Origin of the sequence: Levilactobacillus namurensis DSM 19117 (genome assembly GCF_001434785.1) — a bacterium.
Taxonomy (GTDB): Bacteria; Bacillota; Bacilli; order Lactobacillales; family Lactobacillaceae; genus Levilactobacillus; species Levilactobacillus namurensis.
The window spans coordinates 1-17,627 of the sequence record NZ_AZDT01000046.1 but is presented as its reverse complement, the minus strand read 5'-3'; the positions used below and the strand labels follow the sequence as shown (position 1 = coordinate 17,627).

The window sequence follows — 17,627 nt, the reverse complement described above, 5'->3', positions numbered from 1 at the left end:
AGCGTTAGGCCAGTGGTTCTCTGGCCTTAGGCTAAGGCCGAGCTTTGAGATTCGCGCTCTTGGCGAAGCTCAAAGTCGTGCCCACTGGCGTCACGGCCCTGCCAATCGGCTGACGGGACCGGATGTTGACCACAATTTAATCATTATAGGAAAGATTCGGAAAAAGGAAGGGAGATGAGGCCCGTTAGTGGGACTGATTGAAATGAAAAGTAACGGGAAAATGGGAGTAATTGTGAAATAATGGTTGAATGTCGTAATCGATTACATTTTGACCATCCCAAGCTTTCTTGACCTTTTCATCAAAATAACTGGCGTGAAAACGTCTAGGCAACGTTGGGTAACGATGCTATGATGAAAGCGTTTTAAAGGTGATGACATCAGTCACGACTAACGATATAAATTTAAGCGGAATCGCGTCTCAGAATTCCGCAACCACTGGAGGTGGCAATTTTGCAACTAGGCAGCATTGAAGCGGGGGGAACCAAGTTCGTCTGTGCCGTGGGTAATGAAGATTACCGGACGCTAGATAAGGTGCGGATTCCAACGACCACGCCCGAAGAAACCTTGGACAAAACCGTCGCTTATTTCAAAAAATTTCCTGATTTAAAAGCCATTGCGATCTCATCCTTTGGCCCCATCGAACTGCGGCGGAACTCGCCGAAGTACGGGTTCATCACGGATACGCCGAAGAAGGGCTGGGCCAATACTGATTTTCTAGGACGGCTCAAGCAAGACTTCGACATCCCGATGGCCTGGACCACCGACGTGAACGGGTCAGCTTATGGTGAGTACGTGACCTCGACGCTCTTCAATGAAAAGATCAATTCATTGGTCTACTTCACGATTGGGACCGGGGTCGGCGCGGGTGCCGTGATCGACGGCAAGTTCGTCGGCAGTATGGGTCACCCAGAAGTTGGCCACGTGCGCTTGAAGCGTCATCCAGACGACCTGGACTTTCCTGGTATCTGCCCGTTCCACGGGGATTGCTTGGAAGGCCTGGTCAGCGGACCAACGTTTGATGCTCGGCTGGGAAAGCCCGGCAAGGACGTGCCGTTGACGGATCACGTCTGGGACATCATGGCGTACTACGTGGCGCAAGCCGCTTTGCAGGAAACGTTGCTACTACGCCCAGACAAGATTGTCTTCGGTGGCGGCGTGGTCAGCGAACCCTTCTTAGTGAAGGTCCGCGCTGAATTCGCCAAACTCTTGAACGGCTACGTGGACGTCGGTGATCTGACCGACTACATCGTGATGCCACTGGTTAAGGAGAACGGGTCTGCTACCTTAGGAGACTACGCCTTAGCCCTGAAAGAATACAACAAATAATTAGCTTTAAAAGGAGTAATTCAGTTATGAAGTCATTAGTTTTAACGGGTACCAAGAAGTTTGAAATCCAAGATCTGCCAACGCCAGAAGTTAAGCCGGATGAAGTCTTAGTCAACACCGCTTACGCGGGTATCTGTGGGACCGACCGGGCCTTATACGCTGGCCTGCCAGGCTCTGCGGACGCTGTGCCACCAATCGTATTGGGTCACGAAAACTCCGGGGTCGTTGCGGCCGTTGGTTCTGAAGTGAAGAACGTTAAACCGGGTGACCGGGTCGTCGTAGATCCTAACATCTACTGTGGCAAGTGTGAATACTGCTTGACTGACCGTCCAGAACTTTGTGACAACTTATCCGCCGTTGGGGTTACCCGTAACGGTGGGTTGGAAGAATCCTTCACGGCGCCAGAATCCGTGGTTTACCCAATTCCTGACAGTGTTTCCTTGAAGGACGCTGCCACGACGGAACCATTATCCTGTGCCGTTCACGGTGTTCAACTGTTGAAGTTGACGCCTTACCAAAAGGCTTTGGTCATCGGTGATGGCTTCATGGGTCAATTGTTCGTTCAATTGCTGGAAGCTTACGGTGTCCACCAAGTCGACTTGGCCGGTGTGATTGACGAAAAGCTGAACTTGAACAAGGAAAAGTTCAACGTTAAGAACACTTACAACACTGCTAAGGGTGACAAGATTCCAGCCGACTACGACGTGGTTATCGAAGCCGTTGGGATGCCTCAAACTCAAGAAGAAGCCGTTGAAGCAACCAAGAAGGGCGCTCAAGTTCTGATGTTTGGTGTCGGCAAGCCTGATCAACACTTCTCCATGAACACTTACGAAGTTTACCAAAAGCAACTGACCATCCAAGGGTCCTTCATCAACCCATACGCTTTCAAGGACGCTATTGCTCTGTTAGCGAGTGGTGAAGTCAACGTTGACCCATTGATCAGTCATGAAGTTGAATTGAACCAAGTTGAAGATGTCCTTGGCGGCAAGATCAAGGGTGTCAGCAAGGCGGTCGTTAAGGTCGGCGGCGAAAAGTAGTCACTGGACTGAACGACAGTCAGTAAAGGGTCGTGGTAATCGTGAAAATGACGGCAACATCTAAGCTAAGTGAGGCGCAAACTATGACGAATCAACGGACCATGTCCATGTCGCGAGCACTGGCGTTCTTCGCTTTATCGCTAGTGATCAACTCCGCCGGCAACGTGCTGACGCTGGTCACCAGTGCGAAGATCCATCCCTCGTTTTTGGGGGCGGCCTTCTGGACCGCCGCCGAAGCCAATATGGGGACGGCGCTACACTGGAACCTCTTCTGGGCGTTTCTAATCGTGGGGTTTCTGACCTCCGTGTTAAACGCCATCCTGATCCACCATTGGGAATGGAAACGGGTGATCGGCAACATGGCCTTCATGGTCCCCTTCTCCGCGTTAATCCAGATTTTCGAGGATTTCTTCACGGGTAAGTATCCCCAACTCTACGTGGGACTGCCCGAAGCACATGGCGTGGGGATGGTGCTGTTATATGTGGCGCTGAACTTCTTAGGGGTCGCTTTCATTGCGGTCGCGATTTCCATCTACCAACGGGTCAACTTGGTCTTACACCCATCCGATGATTTGATGCAGATTCTGCGGTTCCGTTACTTCAAGGGCAACGCGACCACGGCCATGTGGGTCTCCTACGTGCCACCGTTTTTGATGGCGGTCTTTGCGGCCATTATGACGGGTCAAATCGTTAACTTTGGGTTAGGAACGCTATTTGCCTTCCTCTTCCAAGGGAGCATTACCGGTTGGGCCGACAAAGTGGTCTTCCCGCACCTGAAGCATCAGGCCTTGGATGTTGGGAATGACAGTGTCATGTCTAAGGAGGAGTAACTTATGGCAGTATCAGATTACATTACGGGAGTCCAACATATCGGAATTCCATCCATCGATTTAGATAAGACGATTGCCTTTTACAAGAGCATCGGGTTCGAACAGGCGGGTCTGTTCCACAACGGCGAGAACCGCTGTGCCTTCATGCGATTGGGCAACCTGACGATTGAGACCTGGGAAGGCGATCCAACCAACCCAGAAGCTGGGGCAATCAATCACGTTTCTCTGAACACCACGGACGTCGACAAGGCGTTCGCTGCGGCCAAAGAGCAGGGGTTGAACTTGGTCAACACCGAGATTCAATCCATCCCAACGTTCTGGGATAAGGGGATTCGCTTCTTCAACATCTTGGGGCCCAACCATGAAACGATTGAGTTCTGCCAGATTCTCTAAATACGAACCGTTACTTTAAACGTTATGGCTCCGGAAATCATCAACTGATTTCCGGAGCCATTTTTTGGACTTATCTTAAAACACACCGAGTGTGGGCGTCATGCGCCTTATCGAGCGGCTGACAGTCGGATCACCCTGCTAGTTGGGCCCGGTTAACTTTCGGAGTCGCTTTCAGACCGTCCCTAGTATAGTGGCTCTAATCAGTAATTGGGTAAGTGGTTATCCTAAGCGATGGTTAGCGGTTGTCAGTGGTTAGGCGGGGTCTCTATAGTGGAAGTAAAGAATGGAGCGGGTGTGGGATTGTCCCGCTTCTAAGCGTTTCTGATGGATTGTTTTAGGGGAGTGGCATGACATGAAGAAATGGTTAACGGATATTCTACAAGGCCCGACGTTTGACGCCACGCGTCAAGCGAAGGCCGATATCGCGACGATTGGGCAGGCGGCCGGGTACCACATCATTGATATTCGCCGCTACGGGGGCCTCAAAGAGTCGAACGAGGCCCTGATGGCCCGGATTCAGGGCGCAACGGCGGGCGTGTCCCAGGGCGACTTACTGGTCTACCAGTACCCGTCTTTGAATGACGGGCGCTACGAGGACTTCTTTATTCGCCAGATGCATCGCCGGGGAGTCCGGGTGGTGGCCCTGATTCACGACATCGAGACGTTGCGGGACCAACACGCCCCACGGTGGATTCACGAGTTTGCCTTCTTCAACCAGTGTGACGTATTGATCGTCCACAGCGAACGGATGACGGCTTATTTGCGCCAACAGGGGGTTACCACGCCGGTAGTCTACCAGTACCTATTGGATTACTTAGATGACGGTGCGACGGACGTCCGCCACGCGATTCAGCCGCAGGACTTCCAACGCCGAGTAGTCTTGGCGGGGAACTTACAGAAGTCGCAATACCTAGGGGATTGGTCGGCCCAGACGCCCATCACCGTGTTTGGGGCCGCGAATCCCCAATTGACCCGGGCCTTGATGGCCAATCCGCAAGTGGACTACCGGGGCTCACGGGTCCGGCGCCAGCTCTTACGGGAGTTGCCGCCGACCTTTGGCTTAGCCTGGGACGGGAACACGACGACTTACCGCTATAGTTCCTACACCCGCTACAACCATCCACACAAGGTCTCGATGTACCTGTCGCACGGGTTACCAGTGATCGTCTGGAAGGAAGCGGCGGTTGCCGACCTGATTGTCCGCAACCACCTGGGATTAGCGATTGATTCGTTAGACCAACTGGATCAGGCGATTCAACAGCTTAGTGCCGCAGATTTGGCGACCATGTTGGCCAACGTGGCCCAGGTCGGCCAGCTGATTCGTAGCGGCTGGTTCACCCGCCAAGCCTTGGTCGCCGCTGAAGCCAAGGTCTTGGCCCCCAAGTTTACCCTGCAGGCCACGGGACCGTTGAGCCAAAAGACCTTGGGTCGGTAAGTGGCGATTAAGGCGCGTCCGGGAAAAGGCCGTTAGTGTCAATGCGTACGAACGGATCATCTATTTAGAGATGCTAAAAAGGAGCCTTGGCAGTGCCTGAGGCTCCTTTTGGTGTATTAGTGTGTGATAATTTGGGCGGGCAACCGGAATTCCTCTGGGGCCATTCGGGGCTGGCGAATGCGCGCCAATAAGCGGTCGACCGCCGTTTGGGCAATCTGCGATATGGGTTGCTTGGCTGTGACGATGTGGTAGGGCAGAAAGTCGAACCAATCCTGGTCATCGAAGCCCCCCAGCTGAAAGGGGGGTAACTGGAGTTCGGGGATGCGGTGCAGGACTGTGTCCATGATGGTGTTATCCGCGGCGAAAAGGCCGTCACACCGCTGGTTGACCAGAATTTGACGAGTCATCTGCGAGACGTTGGAATTATCTGTGCGCGCGTTGACCTCGATGGCGGGATCAAAGGCCATCCCAGCCTTCTGGAGAGCCTGATGGTAGCCCTGTAGCCGTTCAGTAGCTGTCATGGAGACAGCACTGTTGATGATGCCCACGCGGGTGGATCCCCGGTCGATCAACCGGGTGACCAGGTCTTCGGTGGCTTGGACGTTATCGACCAACACCCGGTCGAAGCGCTCAGCCTTGTGGGGAGGCATCCGGTCAACGAAGACCGCGGGGGTGTCCCCTAAGCGTGTCGCGTAGTCGGTGGGGCCACCGGCGCTGGTGATAATCACACCGTCGACCCGCTTTTCTAGCATCAAGTCGAGCGCCTTGGTCTCCCGGGACAAGTGCTCGTCGGTGTTCATGATCAGCACGTCGTAACCGGCCGCATCGGCCGCGTCCTCGATGGCCCGGACGATTTGGGTGAAGAAGGCGTTCAAGATGTCGGGGATGATGACGCCCAGGGTGTGGGTGTGCTGAACACGGATGCTTCGGGCCAGACCGTTGGGGTGGTACCCCAGTTGCCGGGCCAATTCCTGGATTCGCTGGCGGGTGTGGGCCTTGACCTGGGGACTGTCATTGAGCGCCCGGGACACCGTGGCTTCGGAGACGCCAGCTTGAGTCGCAACGTCTTTGATGGTAATTTTGTGCGACATCGTGCGCACCTCCTTTAATAAAGTGTTTCAATCAGTCGAAACCGGCGAGTCCCGTGGAATCGCCGGTACTGTAAGCTATCAATTCTATAGTAGCGTTAACTGGTTTTCGCCGTCAACTAATAACCATCAACTGGAGCGGGCCCTGGTGGGGTGAAAAATGGCCAGAACGGTAAAAATTTTGAAAAAAGGGGTTGCGCGATTGTGGGGTTAAATGCTAAAATTATTACCTGTTGAGTCAGTGATGACGCAATTATTGGGCTATAGCCAAGTGGTAAGGCAACGGGTTTTGATCCCGTGATGCGCTGGTTCGAACCCAGCTAGCCCAATCAGAATCGCCGTTGAAGCCGTCGTGCTTTGACGGCTTTTTTTGTGCGCGTAAACGCGGTGATGCCGGGGATACGCGGCGCATTATAAAGACTGTAATTATTAATTTTGCGTTCCGGGCACTTTGTCACCAGCCGTTGAGGGGTTCTTTGCTATACTCATACCAGCAAATAAAGGGGTGAAGAGGATGCAAGTGAGTCGTGAATGGGGACTTGGCGACGGACGCCAGGTTGTCGGGTGGTTCTTGGTAGGGGTTGTGGGATTCGGTGCCTGGGTGGTGTTCCGTCAAGTGGGCTGGTTACTGGTCAGCGGGGTGAGCCTGGTGAGTGGGACCATCTGGTTACATACGGCGTGGCTGGGCCGGGAACGGATCTGGCATCAGCTGTTGGCGATGGTCCCTCTGAATGACCAGACTCGGGCGTTAGACCTGGGTTGTGGGTCCGGCCCCTTACGCCAGTTGGCGATGCGGCTACCGGTGGGCGGTCAGGTCACGGGGGTCGTGCCGGTGGATTCTGCCGCACGATGCCCGGCGTTGATGTCGCGGTGGCAAGCCGCTAATCTAGCCGACCGGGTGACCGTTCAGACGGCCGACCTGCGAGACTTACCCTGGCAGCCGAACCAGTTCAATCTGGTGGTCTCTAGCTTAGCGCTTCACCGGGTCCAGCCCAGAGCCGGACGGTTACAGGCGCTTCAAGAGCTGAATCGGGTTCTGGCACCAGGCGGTCGCGTCCTGATCATGGACCGGGGATTTGCCTGTGCCGAGTACCGTGAGGCCTTACAGCGCTTGGGTTACCAAGACATCCAGGTGACGGGGACCGGCTATCACGGCTGGTGGGGTGGCCCCTGGTTACCCACGCTGACGTTGACGGCGGTTAAACCGCGCGAGGGGACCTTAGTCAGCTGAACGAAAAAACTCACGGGGAAAATCGAACCTTTTACCCGTAAAACGGTTAAGGTGGCAAAAACGCGTGGGACGGGTGCGTAAATCGCTAAATCTGGCTTTGTCCAGTTTAGGGGATGGTCTGAAATCTCAAAAGTCAACACCCACTTTCAAATAACTATATATTGTGTGGACTCCGGAATGGGTGCTACTATATATAGCGTAGTTTCATTTGAGATGGGAGCGATGAGAATGATGAATACGGCAACCGCTGCACCAATTACGTTATCCGCAGCATTTATCAAAGAAGTTGAACAGACGGTGACCCCTCACTGGGGCGAACTCGGGTGGGTGACGTATAAACGGACTTATGCGCGCTGGCTACCGGACCAACAACGCACCGAAGAATGGCCGGAAACGGTCCAACGGGTGGTTGAAGGGAACATCAATCTAGACCCCCGCTTGCAGGGCGATACGGTGAGTGACCAGTTGCGCGCGGAGTTGACGCAGGAAGCCCAACGCCTCTTTAAGCTGATCTATGGGCTGAGTGCCACGCCGTCCGGGCGGAACCTATGGATCTCGGGGACCAACTACCAGCATCGCAATGGTGACGCGTTGAACAACTGCTGGTTCATCGCTGTGCGGCCCCAGGCTTACGGGGACAGCCACATTATCCCCGATTACCTGCAACCGGATCAAAAGGCGGTTTCTATGCCTTACTCCTTCATGTTCGACCAACTGATGAAGGGCGGCGGGGTCGGTTTCTCCGTAGTGCCAACGAATGTGGCGCAGATTCCAGCCGTGGACCGGTCCGTTGACTTGACGATTCTAATTGACGAAAACAGTCAATCGTACGCGGATTCCGTAGCTTTAGGTGCCGTCAACAAGGCGGACTGGCTGGCGACGCACGAACTGCAAGGTGCGCGGTACTACGAGCTTCCCGATACCCGGGAAGGCTGGGTACTGGCCAACGCCAACCTGATCGACGCACACTTTGATCAGACCAACCCTACGGACGCCAACCGGGTGGTGCTGGACATGTCCAACATTCGACCTAAGGATGCGCCCATCAAGGGCTTTGGCGGGACCGCTTCTGGCCCGATGCCATTAATTGAAATGTTATTTGATATCAACCAAATCTTGAACGCTAAGCAGGGCCACCGCTTGACTTCGGTGGACTGCACCGACCTCGGGAACCTGATTGGAAAGACTGTGGTGGCGGGGAACGTCCGGCGCTCAGCAGAGCTGGCCTTAGGCGGTGCCGACGATGACGCGTTCATCACCATGAAACAAGATAAGAAGCAACTCTACCATCACCGGTGGGCCTCGAATAACAGTGTGGCAGTTGACTCCGCATTCGACCATTACGGACTAATTGCGGACGCCATTGCCCAAAACGGGGAACCCGGTATCGTGAACCTCGAACTGTCCCGGCACTATGGCCGGATGGCCGATGGTTACCAGGCGGGCATCGATGACGCCGTAGAAGGGACCAACCCGTGTGGGGAAATCTCGTTGAGTAACGGGGAACCCTGCAACTTATTCGAAGTCTTTCCGGGCGTTGCGGAACAGCAAGGCTGGCAACTGGAAGACGCCTTCGAATTGGGCACCCGGTTTGCCAAGCGGGTCACCTTCAGTGATTACGACTGGGAAGTCTCGCGTAAGGCCATTCAAAAGAACCGGCGAATCGGGATTTCGATGTCCGGGATTCAAGACTGGATCTTGGATACCTTCAAGACGCGGGTGGTCACGGGCTTCAACGAAGTCAAGGACCCCGAAACGGGCAAGTTAGTGGCCCAACCCATCTATAACCAGGCGGCCGTTAAGCGGGTGGACGCCCTCTACCACGCCGTTGTGGCAGCTGACCAAGCCTACTCGGACGACCTGGGATGCCAATCGTCGATCAAGCACACTACGGTGAAGCCATCCGGGACCGTCGCTAAGTTAGCGGGGGTTTCCGAAGGGATGCACTTCCACTACGCAGGTTACCTGATTCAACGGATTCGGTTCCAGGAATCCGACCCCTTACTGCCGGCTTTAGCGGCTTGTGGTTACCACATCGAGCCGGACGTTTACACCAAGAACACCATGTGCGTTGAATTCCCGGTCAAGGCGGCGAACGCGGACGACCCTAACTTTGCTTCGGCGGGGAACGTGTCGATTGCGGAACAGTTCGCGACCCAGGCCTTCTTGCAGACGTACTGGTCCGATAATGCGGTCAGTTGTACCGTGACCTTCCAGCCTAATGAAGCGGGAGAGATTGCGGACTTACTGACGCAATACCGGCACACCACCAAGTCGACGTCGCTCTTGCCATACAGCGGCAGTGGCTTCAAGCAAGCGCCGAAGGAACCCATTGATGTTCAGACTTACCAGGCTAAGCGCGCTGAGATCACGGGCGACGTTGCCCAGGTCTTTGACCAGCAGAACAACCACCACGACCAGAAGGATATCGAGTTAGTCGACCAATCCGACTGTGCCGGTGGGGCCTGCCCGATTCGCTAGGAGGCCAGTATGAAAATTTATACCCGCGTCGGCGACCAAGGGATGACCAAGCAGATCAGTGGCCGGATGGTTCCGAAGACGGATGCCCAGATTGTGGCGCTAGGTGACCTCGACGAGCTTGAGTCCTGGTTGGGCAACGTGATTGCAATTATGGGGAACACCCACACCGCCGAACGGCAGGAGTTACAGGACATTCAACGGAAGCTCTATGATTTGCAAGCCGATATTAGTGTCAAACGCCACCAGGTCATGGTGCCGGACGATACCACGCGTTTGGAAACGCGCATCGACCAGCTAACGGCGGAAGTGCCAGTGCTTAAGGCGTTCATCTTACCTGGTGGAACGCCGACTGGTGCAGCCTTGCAGTACGCCCGTACCGTGGCGCGCCGGGCTGAACGATCCGTGGTTCGCTTGAATCAAGAACAGCCGTTGGAACCAGCTATTCTGACTTATTTGAACCGCTTGTCCGACTTTCTCTTCGCCTTGGCCCGCACCATGAATTGGCGCGAGGGCTACCAGGAAGTTCCCAGTAAACCAACTAAAGCATAAACCGATGACCGACCGACCCGTTCTGGGCTGGTCGGTCTTTTTATGGTACGATGAAAGCGATAACAATCGTGACATTAAAGGAGTGTTTCGAAAATGACGACTAAAATTATTCTGGATTGTGACCCGGGCCACGACGATGCGTTGGCCATGATGCTGGCGTTGACCAATCCCGAGATTGAGCTGTTGGCGGTGACGACTTCGGCGGGGAACCAGACGCCGGAAAAGACGTTGAATAACGCCATGCGGTTACTGACCCTGATGCACCACCAGGAGATCCCCGTGGCGGGAGGTAACCGGACACCCCTCTTGAAGCCTTTGGAAACGGCTGGCAACGTGCACGGTAAGTCCGGCTTAGACGGTGCCGACCTGCCAGACCCCGACTTTGCCGTACAGCCCCTGACCGCGATTGAGCTCATCGCGCAGACGTTGCGGGAGAGTACCACGCCGGTGACGTTGGTGGTCACGGGGCCCATGACCAATATTGCGTTGTTCCTGCGGGTCTACCCTGAATTGAAGACTAAAATTGCCCAGATTGTCTACATGGGTGGAGCCATGGGATTGGGTAATTGGACGCCATCCGTGGAGTTCAACATCTACGTCGATCCTGAGGCAGCTAAGATTGTGATGAATGCAGGGATTCCATTGGTCATGGCTCCGTTGAACGTGACCCACAAGGCCCAGATTCTAAAATCGGAAATCGCCGAGATCGGGCAGATTGACAACCCGGTAGCCCACGCGTTCGCCGACCTTTTGAACTTCTTTGAACGCTATCACGAGGCGCCTAAGTGGGGCTTTAAAGGCGCGCCGCTACACGACCCTTGCACGATTACGTGGTTGATTCATCCCGAGTGGTTCAAGACCGAGCGGATGAACGTGGACGTGGAAACGGCTGGAGAGTTGACCCGGGGCGAAACGGTTTGTGACTATTATGAGTTGACCGGCAAGCCTAAGAATACGGAGGTCCTCCTGGATATCGACCGGGCGGCCTTTATCCAGTTGATTAAGGATTCGTTGAAGACGTTCGGGTAACACTTGAACTGAAGGATGCAAAAAATCAGAGGGAACGCTTTATTTTGAGCGTTCCCTCTGATTTTTTCTTAGGATTCAGTTTAACACGGGACTAGTCGTGCTTCCGGGATTTGAGACCGACAAGGCTCAGGGCACCGGTTAACAGGCCCATCCCCAAGATGGCCAGACCATTCGGTTTAGCTTCATTGGTTTGAGGCAACTGGGCTGACGTGGTTGCCGTGGCCTTTGGCGTCGTAGTCTGAGCGCTCAGGGTAGTGGCGGTAGCGGGAGTCGCCGTCTTGGCTTTGGCTTGGTTGGCGATTACCGCAGACTTACCAGTCGTAATCGTAGCGCCGTCACCACCATGAATGATTTTGGCGGAAGTCGTCGATTCTTGAGTAGTGTTTACGGAATCGGCATCTCCTGAAGTAACCAGCGGCGTTGCAGTTGTGACCGCATTAGTGTCGATGGTTTCGGCCGAATCATCGGTGGTCGCACTTGGCGTCGTAACCGTGGCCGTGTCACCGGAGCCGCCCGTTACAGCGGTCTCGTTGCCGGTGGTTGTATCTGGATTAGTCGGCGTGGATGGGTCAACTGGCGTGGTGGTTCCCGGATTATCCGGATTGGTGCTAGGGTCGGTCGGCGTGGTCGTACCTGGGTTGTCCGGATCGGTGCTAGGGTCGGTCGGCGTAGTCGTACCCGGATTATCTGGGTCGGTGCTAGGGTCGGTCGGCGTAGTGGTTCCCGGATTATCTGGGTCGGTGCTAGGGTCAGTTGGCGTAGTCGTACCCGGATTATCTGGGTCGGTGCTAGGGTCGGTCGGCGTAGTGGTTCCCGGATTATCTGGGTCAGTGCTAGGGTCGGTTGGCGTTGGGTCAACCGGATCAGGAGCATCTACCGTAACGGTCGCCGTCTTGTAAACCATGTAAGGTTCACCCTTACCGTAGTAATCATCGGCAACTTGGTAAGCGTAAGTGACCGTAAAGGTGCCGGCTGCCGTGACCTTACCATCCTTTACGATACCAGACGGGTCGGAGATTTGAGTAACTTGAATATCACTAGCTTGTAGGGGCTGGTCTTGGTTGTCAAAGCCAGCCACGAAGTTATCGAGTTGGTTCCAGTTGTCGCCGACTTGGAGCGTCTTGTCTTGGGTCTGCAAGACCTGACGAACAATCACGTAAACTAAAGGATTTTCCGTTGGGTTTTCAATCAGGGAAGGGTTGCCATCGGAGAGGTAGCTCATCAACTCATAAGGTTGCCCGTTGGAACCTAACGTCACGGCATACCCTAAGTGATTAATGGCGTCGGCAAAATCAGCGTTCTGATAGTTAATGGTTACGATACCACCAGTATAAGGATGGTCCGTCGTAGAGCCAGTCGAACCGGAGAAGAAGTTGTGGTAGGAAACTTGGTCTTGGCCGATCTTTGGCATAGCCGCTTGGACGTCTGCCGGTGCCGCAACATATGGATTGCCATCGTCATTTGGGTTGACCAAAACGGCTTGGTAGTTACCGTTTAAATCATCCTCTTGGTCCGCAATTCTAAAGTAAAAGCCATCGTCGTTTCGAACGGCACCAAATGAGTATTGGCTCATAATCGAACCACCATTGATGGTGTATGGATCAGTCTTTTGGACGCTGAGTGGCACGTTTAACGTGTAGCCCGACTTAGCCGCTAATTGCCCGACCACGTGGAATTGTGTCAAATCAGACCATTGAAAATCGGGATCCGCAGCGAGCATGTCGGAGTAGGAGTCGTATTCTGTGTCTCCAACAACGAAGTGAACGGCTAAGCCAGTGGGCAGGTCAGGAATTAAGTCGTCAATATTCACGTCATTTGCCATGGTGACGACGCTGGTGTGGGTAGGGTAGCGGTTATTGTAGTAAGTTGGGAGACTAAAGAACGTATTCGCTGCTTGAACCGTATCAGTGGTATTGGTCAGGTCGAATAGGGCCGTCAAATCGGTAGCGTGACTGTCCACAATGACCATTGACGCATTGTTGTGTGTATCAGCGTGAGAAGTTAAGGATGTACTCGACCCATTTTCGTTTTTGGCCGTGATCCGAATCGTGGCATCTACGGGCGCCGTATTGGTCTTTTCTTGCAGGTCTGGATTGTTGGTAATGGCTGGTGTGGGTTCGGTAACGTCCGGATCAACTGTGGCGGTTGGCGTCTGTGGCGTCGCCGTTGGTAAGTTGGTAGGGGCGTGGTAGCTAACTGGGTCCACCGCCGTTAAGTTCACCGTGGCGCTCTTCCATTCGGGCGTGAAAGAAATGATTTGTAGCGTGCCATTGCCTGTGCCGGCAGCTGGAATGACGATTGGTAACGTGATGGTATATTGGTCGCCCGCGTCAAGACTGCCTTGTAACTGGATTTCTTTTAGGGTCGTCCAATCGAATCCTGAAGGCTGATAATACGTCCCGTTGGTGGTAGTGGTGAGAAAGGATTGTTGAACACTATCAGGAACACCCGCAAAGCTAGTAGAGCCAGCCGTTGGTGCGACCGTCCAAGCCGTCGTATTGCTTGAGTAGGCGGGCAAAACGACGTACATCCATAGACCTTGACTGGTATCCGTCTGGTTGGTAATGGTGTAGGTAACGTTCAGGGTTGTGTCATCGGTATTTACGGCGACAACCTGATTGTTAGCCTGGGTAGAATCCTTGGATGTCTGGGTTCCTTTAGCGTTGGTTGCCGTGACAGATACTGCCAAGTTCACCTTATCTTGACTCTGGTCTTGCGCTGCACCAGAATCTTTCACGAGTAATGGATCCGTAATGTCCGGAGCACTGGCTAAATCTTGGGGGTCAGATAGTTGGGTCGTTTCATCCGTGTTCCCATCTGTCTGGTGGGTATCTGGATTGTCAGTATCAGTATTGGTATTCGGGTTATCAGTGTCAGTATTAGTATCTGGGTTGTCAGTATCGGTATCGCCGCTTGAGATCACTGGGTCCACCGCTGTTAAGTTCACCGTAGTAGTCTTCCATTCGGGCGTGAAAGAAATGATTTGTAACGTGCTATCGTCTTTGCCGGCGGCTGGAATGGTGATTGGTAACGTGACGGTGTATTGGTCGCCCGCGTTAAGACTACCTTTTAACTGGACTTCTTTTAGAGTCGTCCAATCGAATCCTGAAGGTTGATAATACATCCCGTCATCGGTGGTGAGGAAGGACTGTTGAACGCTATCAGGAACGTTTGCGAAGTTGGAAGCGTCGACCGTTGGTGCAACCGTCCAATCTGTCGTATGGTTCAAGTAGGCGGGGAAAGTGATGTACATCCACAGACCCTGACTGGTATCCGTCTGGTTGGTAATGGTGTAGGTGACGTTTAAGGACGTGTCATCGGTATTTACGGCGACGACTTGATTGTTAGCCTGAGTCGAGTCTTTAGATGTCTGGGTTCCTTTAGCGTTGGTTGCCGTGACAGACACTGCTAGGTTCAGCTTGTCTTGACTCTGATCTTGTGGTGCGCCGGAATTTTTCACCAGTAGTGGGTCCGTAATATCCGAAGCACTGTCTAAATCTTGGGGTGTGGATAATTGCGTCTTCTCATCCGTGTTCCCGTTAGTATCTGTATCATCAGTTGAGTCAGCATTGACGTTGTTGGTCGTGTCATCATTTACAGCATTGTTGGTAACGTCGTTATTTGAGCTGCTATCAGTAACGTCGTTGGTATTGGCGTCGTTATTTGAGCTGCTATCGGTAACGTCGTTGGTATTGGCATTGTTGTTTGAGTTGCTATCAGTAACGTCGTTAGTATTGGTATTGTTGTTTGAGTCAGTATCGGTAATGTTGTTAGGATTAGTGTCATTATTGGTAACATCATTGCTAGTGTCATTTGAGCCATTAGTATTTGCTGGGTCAACATTAGAATTGGTTACGTTTTCATTATTGGACGATGAATCCGCATTAACGGTTTCAGTGACCGGTGTCGAATCTGAATCCGTGGTCGCTGCGTTGGCCGGGACGGTCAACGCCAAGCCAGCACAGAGACTCGTGACACTGATTGCCGCGTAGAGCCAGCGCTTGCCTGCCTTGTAACTTTTATAATGTACTTTAGTCTCTAACATGCTCCTCATCCTCCAGTCAAAGTCGTTTAGTATGTAATCCTCTTTTGCTTTTAACACCCTCATTGTATAATCAATCACAAATAAGCCAATAATTAATTTACAATAGGAAGCATTTTTAGGGTAATTGGGTGTTATAAAGCTCCTTTTTGCTTGTTAAACACCGTAGTGGCAAGGCGTTAGTTAATTCTTTTAGCAAACTACGGGCACTTCTCGTTTAACCTTTTCTGGATAACCATATTTATCTAAATGGGGTAAGCGTTAATGGACGGCCCCCCACAGATTTTAACGACTGTAACACACGAACTTAAATGCGCATAGCTGCCGTAGTGCCACTAGTTAACCACCGCAACGACCGTTACGGACTCTAACGAAAACGTAAAGATTGGGGACGGAGGTAGCAAATGAGTAGGGGATAGCGGGAAAACTATGGTATAAAAGAAGACTACCGGATAAGAAATGGAGGATGAGGTTGTGATGCGGACAATCAGACGATTATTGGGCATGTTGGTCCTCGTAGTGGCGGTTGTCCTGGGTTACCAAAATCGCGCAACGTTGGTCCCGCAAGCTACGGCGAAAGTCAATCAGTTACGAACGGAGCTGGTCACGGCCCTAGATGGCAACTGGGTCAACCGGTTGATGGGGCAAGAGCGAGACATGGCCAAGCCAAGTTCCTCGACCACCACCACCCCGATGGAACCCATCGTGGAGGGGATGCGGTTGTCGCCCACCTATTATTACCACTATAGCGCAACGCTTCCTGCCGCTGGTCGCCGGGTCTTTGCGGACGCCGTGTCGCGGTACAACGCCACGGGCATCGTTCACCTGGTCCAAGGGACTGCGCCAGCGGGGAAGAATTCCATTACCTTCTCGGTCTATCATAAGCGCATGGCCCAGAACAGCGCGGAGATTGAGTTAGGCCATGGCGGTCCCAGCATCACACAACGGGTGAGCCTGGCGGGGACCCATGATCAGAATAACGCCAACGCCAGTCTCAACGCGGACTATGGCGGGGCGTTCAGCGACGCGGTGGCGACTCACGAGTTGGGGCACGCCTTAGGCTTAGACCACAGTCAGTCCCTGTTATCGGTGATGTATCCCATCAGTCAGGGACGCAGTCAGCTATCGGCGGGCGACATTGCCGGGCTGAAGGCGATTTATGGGTCGACGAACAAGTAGACAGTTAACGGCTCGTCGAAGGGTGTTCTTTCGACGGGCCGTTTTTGATCAAGCAATTTTAATTGGTTAGACCACTTATCTTGCGTGCGAGAAAACCGCTTTAAACCGCCGTCTAACGCACTTTAGCGTTTTTAAATCCGAAACATTCGGCGACTCCCTACCGTCGGACTTTGATATATGGTACAAACGTCGCAGACGATTTGGCCTGACCAAGTCCTAAAAAATGTAAAAGGGGTGCTAAGTGTGAAGTGGCGAATGTGGTGTATTGGCGGATTGCTGGTTCTACTGATGATGGGGGGACTCTACCATAGTCAGCTGACACCGGAGGGTACGCGCTGGGTGAACGCGCAGTGGGACCGTGTCTTGCGGATCCTGCATCTGCCCCAGCCAGTTCGGCCGACACCCGCGCAAGCTGCGACCACTAAGGGGGCCACACCCATCTTTAAGATCATTCACGGCGAGTCTTTGGCACGGACCTACTACTACCGATTCGATCATAACCTGCCTACGGATGGCCGCGACGTCTTTGAGACGGCCGTCGCCACGTTTAACCGGACGGGGTTGGTTCACTTGAAGCCCGGTGTGGGGCCCGATGGGAGTAATCAAGTGGTCTTTTCCGCTTACCGGCAGACGGCTAAGGACCCCCAGAAGATCGAGTTAGGTCATGGGGGCCCGGAAATCGTGAATACGTTGAATCCGCGGGGCATGTTGACCAGCAATCAAGCCACGGCCAGCCTGAATCGGGCTTATCCGCAGTCGTTTAACGATGCGGTGGCGACCCACGAATTGGGCCACGCCTTAGGGTTGGAACATAGCCGGGACATCGATTCCGTGATGTATCCCACGAATCAGGGTAATACGGACCTGACCACCGGGGACTTAGCGGGTTTACGAGGCGTCTATGGGTCCCGGCCACGGGTTGCCCATCCCTGAGTTGAGCAGGAATCCTTATCCTGAATTATTCATACCTTTCAAAAAAGTCGTCAGTTTTCATGTTTTTCAAAAAC

General features: G+C 53.4%; 13 protein-coding genes and 1 tRNA gene. 12 read left to right on the top strand and 2 right to left on the bottom strand.

What is annotated here, in order from left to right; genetic code table 11:
- Nucleotides 1-450: 450 nt before the first annotated feature.
- The 5 genes from scrK (at nucleotide 451) to FD30_RS07300 (ending at nucleotide 5,021) form a co-directional block, all read left to right on the top strand.
- Nucleotides 451-1,326 carry a fructokinase ScrK gene (gene scrK / locus FD30_RS07320; protein WP_024747331.1) on the top strand — a complete coding sequence of 292 codons (876 nt, stop codon included), beginning with the start codon at nucleotides 451-453 and terminating at the stop codon, nucleotides 1,324-1,326.
- Nucleotides 1,327-1,352: 26 nt separating this feature from the next.
- Nucleotides 1,353-2,363 (top strand): zinc-dependent alcohol dehydrogenase family protein, encoded by a 1,011-nt coding sequence (locus FD30_RS07315; protein ID WP_024747332.1) that lies wholly within the window; start codon nucleotides 1,353-1,355, stop codon nucleotides 2,361-2,363.
- A 47-nt stretch (nucleotides 2,364-2,410) separates the two neighbouring features.
- On the top strand, nucleotides 2,411-3,193 hold the full coding sequence (locus FD30_RS07310; RefSeq protein WP_056944519.1) for a DUF6198 family protein: 783 nt from the start codon (nucleotides 2,411-2,413) through the stop codon (nucleotides 3,191-3,193).
- Nucleotides 3,194-3,196: 3 nt separating this feature from the next.
- Nucleotides 3,197-3,586, top strand: coding sequence for a VOC family protein (locus FD30_RS07305; protein WP_024747334.1), 390 nt, complete (start codon nucleotides 3,197-3,199; stop codon nucleotides 3,584-3,586).
- A 352-nt stretch (nucleotides 3,587-3,938) separates the two neighbouring features.
- Complete coding sequence (locus tag FD30_RS07300) at nucleotides 3,939-5,021, top strand: glycosyltransferase (protein ID WP_056944486.1); 1,083 nt, start codon at nucleotides 3,939-3,941, stop codon at nucleotides 5,019-5,021.
- A 116-nt stretch (nucleotides 5,022-5,137) separates the two neighbouring features.
- On the opposite strand, the gene FD30_RS07295 is transcribed toward FD30_RS07300, so the two are convergent.
- Nucleotides 5,138-6,112 (bottom strand): LacI family DNA-binding transcriptional regulator, encoded by a 975-nt coding sequence (locus FD30_RS07295; protein ID WP_056944485.1) that lies wholly within the window; start codon nucleotides 6,110-6,112, stop codon nucleotides 5,138-5,140.
- A gap of 254 nt (nucleotides 6,113-6,366) precedes the next feature.
- Here FD30_RS07295 and FD30_RS07290 point away from each other — a divergent pair.
- The 5 genes from FD30_RS07290 (at nucleotide 6,367) to rihA (ending at nucleotide 11,399) form a co-directional block, all read left to right on the top strand.
- Nucleotides 6,367-6,438: transfer RNA gene (locus FD30_RS07290), tRNA-Gln, on the top strand.
- A gap of 185 nt (nucleotides 6,439-6,623) precedes the next feature.
- Nucleotides 6,624-7,340, top strand: coding sequence for a class I SAM-dependent methyltransferase (locus tag FD30_RS07285; RefSeq protein WP_056944484.1), 717 nt, complete (start codon nucleotides 6,624-6,626; stop codon nucleotides 7,338-7,340).
- A gap of 231 nt (nucleotides 7,341-7,571) precedes the next feature.
- Complete coding sequence (gene nrdJ / locus FD30_RS07280) at nucleotides 7,572-9,821, top strand: ribonucleoside-triphosphate reductase, adenosylcobalamin-dependent (RefSeq protein ID WP_056944518.1); 2,250 nt, start codon at nucleotides 7,572-7,574, stop codon at nucleotides 9,819-9,821.
- Between the two features lie 9 nt (nucleotides 9,822-9,830).
- On the top strand, nucleotides 9,831-10,370 hold the full coding sequence (locus tag FD30_RS07275) for a cob(I)yrinic acid a,c-diamide adenosyltransferase (RefSeq protein ID WP_056944483.1): 540 nt from the start codon (nucleotides 9,831-9,833) through the stop codon (nucleotides 10,368-10,370).
- A gap of 93 nt (nucleotides 10,371-10,463) precedes the next feature.
- A complete protein-coding gene (gene rihA / locus FD30_RS07270) occupies nucleotides 10,464-11,399 on the top strand; it encodes a pyrimidine-specific ribonucleoside hydrolase RihA (protein ID WP_056944482.1) in 936 nt (311 codons plus the stop codon).
- 91 nt (nucleotides 11,400-11,490) lie between these two features.
- Here rihA and FD30_RS07265 read toward each other — a convergent pair whose 3' ends face one another.
- Complete coding sequence (locus tag FD30_RS07265; protein WP_056944481.1) at nucleotides 11,491-15,444, bottom strand: KxYKxGKxW signal peptide domain-containing protein; 3,954 nt, start codon at nucleotides 15,442-15,444, stop codon at nucleotides 11,491-11,493.
- Nucleotides 15,445-15,918: 474 nt separating this feature from the next.
- On the opposite strand from FD30_RS07265, the gene FD30_RS07260 reads away from it, so the two are divergent.
- Both FD30_RS07260 and FD30_RS07255 read left to right on the top strand, forming a co-directional pair.
- Entirely contained in the window at nucleotides 15,919-16,620 is a 702-nt protein-coding gene (locus tag FD30_RS07260; protein ID WP_082604842.1) for a matrixin family metalloprotease, read from the top strand.
- 243 nt (nucleotides 16,621-16,863) lie between these two features.
- Nucleotides 16,864-17,553 carry a M57 family metalloprotease gene (locus FD30_RS07255; protein ID WP_056944480.1) on the top strand — a complete coding sequence of 230 codons (690 nt, stop codon included), beginning with the start codon at nucleotides 16,864-16,866 and terminating at the stop codon, nucleotides 17,551-17,553.
- Nucleotides 17,554-17,627: the final 74 nt, after the last annotated feature.

Coding starts and splice junctions, on each gene's coding strand:
- FD30_RS07315 (WP_024747332.1), top strand. CDS start 1,353: ATGAAGTCATTAGTTTTAACGGGTACCAAGAAGTTTGAAATCCAAGAT.
- FD30_RS07310 (WP_056944519.1), top strand. CDS start 2,411: ATGACGGCAACATCTAAGCTAAGTGAGGCGCAAACTATGACGAATCAA.
- FD30_RS07305 (WP_024747334.1), top strand. CDS start 3,197: ATGGCAGTATCAGATTACATTACGGGAGTCCAACATATCGGAATTCCA.
- FD30_RS07300 (WP_056944486.1), top strand. CDS start 3,939: ATGAAGAAATGGTTAACGGATATTCTACAAGGCCCGACGTTTGACGCC.
- FD30_RS07295 (WP_056944485.1), bottom strand. CDS start 6,112: ATGTCGCACAAAATTACCATCAAAGACGTTGCGACTCAAGCTGGCGTC.
- FD30_RS07285 (WP_056944484.1), top strand. CDS start 6,624: ATGCAAGTGAGTCGTGAATGGGGACTTGGCGACGGACGCCAGGTTGTC.
- nrdJ (WP_056944518.1), top strand. CDS start 7,572: ATGAATACGGCAACCGCTGCACCAATTACGTTATCCGCAGCATTTATC.
- FD30_RS07275 (WP_056944483.1), top strand. CDS start 9,831: ATGAAAATTTATACCCGCGTCGGCGACCAAGGGATGACCAAGCAGATC.
- rihA (WP_056944482.1), top strand. CDS start 10,464: ATGACGACTAAAATTATTCTGGATTGTGACCCGGGCCACGACGATGCG.
- FD30_RS07265 (WP_056944481.1), bottom strand. CDS start 15,444: ATGTTAGAGACTAAAGTACATTATAAAAGTTACAAGGCAGGCAAGCGC.
- FD30_RS07260 (WP_082604842.1), top strand. CDS start 15,919: ATGCGGACAATCAGACGATTATTGGGCATGTTGGTCCTCGTAGTGGCG.